3 protein-coding genes are annotated in these 3,512 nt (G+C 44.0%); all 3 read right to left on the bottom strand.

Annotated elements, in window-relative coordinates; translation table 11 throughout:
• Window positions 1-1,077, bottom strand: a 1,077-nt coding sequence (locus VNZ46_RS03860; protein ID WP_325558783.1) for a family 10 glycosylhydrolase, incomplete at its 3' end; no start/stop codon positions are given.
• Between the two features lies 1 nt (window position 1,078).
• Window positions 1,079-1,996 (bottom strand): DUF5017 domain-containing protein, encoded by a 918-nt coding sequence (locus VNZ46_RS03855; protein ID WP_325558781.1) that lies wholly within the window; start codon window positions 1,994-1,996, stop codon window positions 1,079-1,081.
• 36 nt (window positions 1,997-2,032) lie between these two features.
• Window positions 2,033-3,512 (bottom strand): RagB/SusD family nutrient uptake outer membrane protein (locus tag VNZ46_RS03850; RefSeq protein WP_325558780.1); only part of this gene is annotated, 1,480 nt, incomplete at its 5' end.

Here is a 3,512-nt window from a genome sequence, read left to right as displayed (position 1 = left end):
GTCGTCTTTTCCTGTTCCTTGTCCGGCTTCTATGCGATTGACCTTACTGATATCGATGTTTTGAGCCTCCTTTTTGTCAACTTCAAAATAATAGCTTCCAGTCGTATACAGATCAAGTGCTTCGGCATAGCCAAAGTTTTTATAGGCTGGTGTAGCCCAGTCAAAATGTTGGGAGGGATCGTAATCTTTACTGGCCCAGTTCACGCCCACTTCATAGTAGGTCGGATACCAGGAGCCGGTATAATCACCAAACTGAATTTTTGGATATTTGCCTTTTAAAGCGGTCCTGGCAGTTAAAAAGAAATCATGGATCACTTTTGCACGCCATTCAATCCATTTTTTATAATGCACACCTGGTATCCTTTTTTTATTTGTATCATAAGAAAAGATATCCTCCGGAAAATGCTGGACTTTTAGCCCTGCATAGTTTTCAAACAGGCTTTTGGAGAGGGGTGAAAAATCTGACTCTATGCTGTCGTAACGAACCCGGTCAAGGATAATGCCGTCCAGTTCAGGATACATGGAAGCAAGTTCCATTAAGATGGACAATTCATATTGTTGTACTTCCGGATTGGCCGGATTGATCATGGCAGACCATTTACTTTTAATTTCCGAGATGGGGGTTAGGCCTGCAGAAGTATAATTGAGTGATTGCCAGTTTGATTTTTTTGGATCGCTGTATACAATTCCCCTTTTAAAGGCATTGTGTCCGCCGCTGAAAATATTAATCGTAGCATGTACGGTTAAACCCATTAAATGTCCCTCTTTCAGAAAAGTTCCCAGCAGGTCTACTTTGCCATTTTTCTTAAAGCCTTTCCATTCTTTCATCACCGGGGCGATCTTACTGGGATAAAGCACTTCTCCAGATATCGGTTTGACATCTATAATTACATCAGTAACACCCGCATCTTTTGATTTTTGCAGGTAATAACGGATCGAATCTTTACTGGCGAATCTTTCAAAATTAGCAGTAGCATCAAAATAAAGGAGGTTCTTTTGCTGGGCATTTGCCAGTCCTGAAAGACTGAGCAAGGCCAGGATCAATAGCCTGTTTAGTTGATTTTTTATGGCTTTCATGTTATGGTTTAATGGTGATATTCAGTTCTTTGATAACTTCCTTAAGTCCTTTGTTATTGACGTTATTAGCTACAAAAGTTATGGTGTAGGTTCCAGGGCTTTTGTAAGCATATTTGTAATTGTTCATTTTTTTTAGGTAATCTTTAATGCCCGTACCTACGTCCGGAGTAACCGCATTTGGAAAGAGCGCCCGGGTAATGGCCCAATCTTCTGAAGGCAGTAGTGTGCTGGCCGGAGTAAAAAACAAAAAGGGAGTTGTGCTCTGGATAGTCCATTTGTTTACTGGGTTTTCCACATCGACAGCCAGCCAACCGGCCGTGGTCACGCTTGCGATGCTGGCTAAACTGCCTGAAGGGGTTTTATTGCTGAGGTTAAATACCGGAATGCGCCAGGTCCGTGCACCCACTGCAGCAGAAATGCTGGCTTCATTGGTATATTTCCATGCAAAATAAATGGGCTTTCCGGAAACGGGAAGATCAGCAATGTCAATATCTCCGGAGGAGGTGACTGCACCAACAGCACCTGCTGCTGCGGTTGAAAGGGTAAATTTGCTGGTGATGTCCGTCCAGGTAGCAGCCTTAATTCCTTCAGGAGTGTACAGGTTACCAAAGTCAGTAGAATACATGAGGTGCAGGTTGTTGCTTTGTGCTCCGTAAAGGACCTGAGTGGAAATGTTCAGGTTCAGTTTGCTGTCTGTGGATTCTATACGGTCTTTATACCGGTATTCCTTTCCGGCTTCACCGGAGTAAAAGCTAATGTTGTCTGCATAACCGCTGATAGAGAAGAGAATGGAATCTCCAACTTTATATTCCTGTTGAGCTGTCTGCACGTCAAAAGTAGGATTTTCAGGAACCTGCTTTTTACAGGAGATCATACCAGGTAGAATGAACAGTGCAAATACATATTTTAATAGTTTCATCTTTTCTGTTTTAGAAATTAAAAAATAAGGATAGGTTTACCATCCTTTGTTTTGAAGAATCACTTTATTGAGACTGAGCTCCAGGGCTGGTATGGCAAACAAAGTATCTTTTTCTGAGACATTCTGTGCGGATTTGGCCGCATAGGTATAGCTTGCCGGAGCAGTGGTTGTGATCTCGTTGGCCAGGTTCTTCATCGTGGAGTAAAACTGTCCCCAGCGGATCAAATCAAAACGCCTTAATCCTTCATAACCCAGTTCCAATGATCTTTCTTTACGGATCGCAGCACGAAAATCCTCTTTAGTTGTCGTTTCTTCCTGGGTCAGATCAAAATTGCCGCTTGCAATTTTGGTCAGTACCGCTGTGGCTGCTGCTCCGCTGCCCGCCCCGCCACTAAATGTAATTGTTGGAGCACTTGTATAACCAGAACCCGGGTTGGTCAGATAAATGGCCGTTACTTTTCCTGCACCTAAGAAGGCAGTGGCAGCTGCACCAGTACCGCCGCCGCCGCTGAATGTGACAGTCGGAGCACTGGTATAGGTGGTTGTACCACCATTGGTAATGGTCACCGATTTAACCAGTTCGAGAGTGTTGAGTGTTTTTCCGTGTGCACGACGTTTCACTTCGTTCACGGCATCAATAGCTGTCTGCGTTGGCCCGTTCATTTCATTTTCGGCCTCTGCCAACATCAGAAGTACATCTGAATAGCGTAACAAAGGGAAATTAATCGAAGTGGTTCCGTTAAATTTAGGGAGGGCAGTTTCGTATTCCCTTCTCCATTTGGCGTCGCAACGGTTATAAATTTGGGTATTCGTGTAAGCAACTCTTCCGCCATTGGTGTCGTAGGAGTAAGGGCCGATATTCCAGTCCCTGCGCAGGTCATTGTCGTCAAAGGAATTGTAGTATTTTTCCGTTGTGTGTTTGGCTCCGTAGCTGTAACCGATATTGGCATTGGCAGCGATCCCATTGATAGACCCTACAGAACCTTCTTCATCTTGTGTGCCATTTTTCTTTCCGAATTCAACTTCCCAGATCACCTCTTTAGTGTCATATTTGTTCTGGCACATATTGATGAAAACCTGTTTGTAATCCGGGTTCAGGGAGTGCCCGGCAGTTTTTACTTTCTCAGCCCATTTTTTAACCTCTGCATAGCGGCTGACATCTCTTAACGGAGCGCCGGCCATTTTCAAGTTAACGCGTGCCAGGATGCCCCAGACTACAGATTGTGTGACACGGCTTCCATAAGTGTAGTTGGCAATGGGATACACCATGTCGGCTGCTTTTTCCATATCAGCTATAATTTGCTGATAAACTGCTTTGTAAGGCGTACTTGGGAAATTTACTTCAGATGCAGAAGCGGTAGCCGTTAATTTAAGAGGTACGTTTCCCCAGTTATTAGTCAGAATGAAATAATAATATGCCCTTAAAAACAAGGCTTCTCCTTCGGCTGCCCTCTTTTTGGTAGGGTCCATGCTGGCCTTGGAAATGTTTTCCAGCAGCATATTGGCTCTGTTGATC

The organism is Pedobacter sp. (assembly GCF_035566355.1).
Taxonomy (GTDB): Bacteria; Bacteroidota; Bacteroidia; order Sphingobacteriales; family Sphingobacteriaceae; genus Pedobacter.
The sequence above is the reverse complement of the archived record's forward strand: the minus strand, read 5'-3'. Positions and strand labels throughout refer to the sequence as shown.

Excerpts from the sequence above, each read along its gene's own strand:
- VNZ46_RS03855 (WP_325558781.1), bottom strand. The coding sequence starts at position 1,996 with ATGAAACTATTAAAATATGTATTTGCACTGTTCATTCTACCTGGTATG.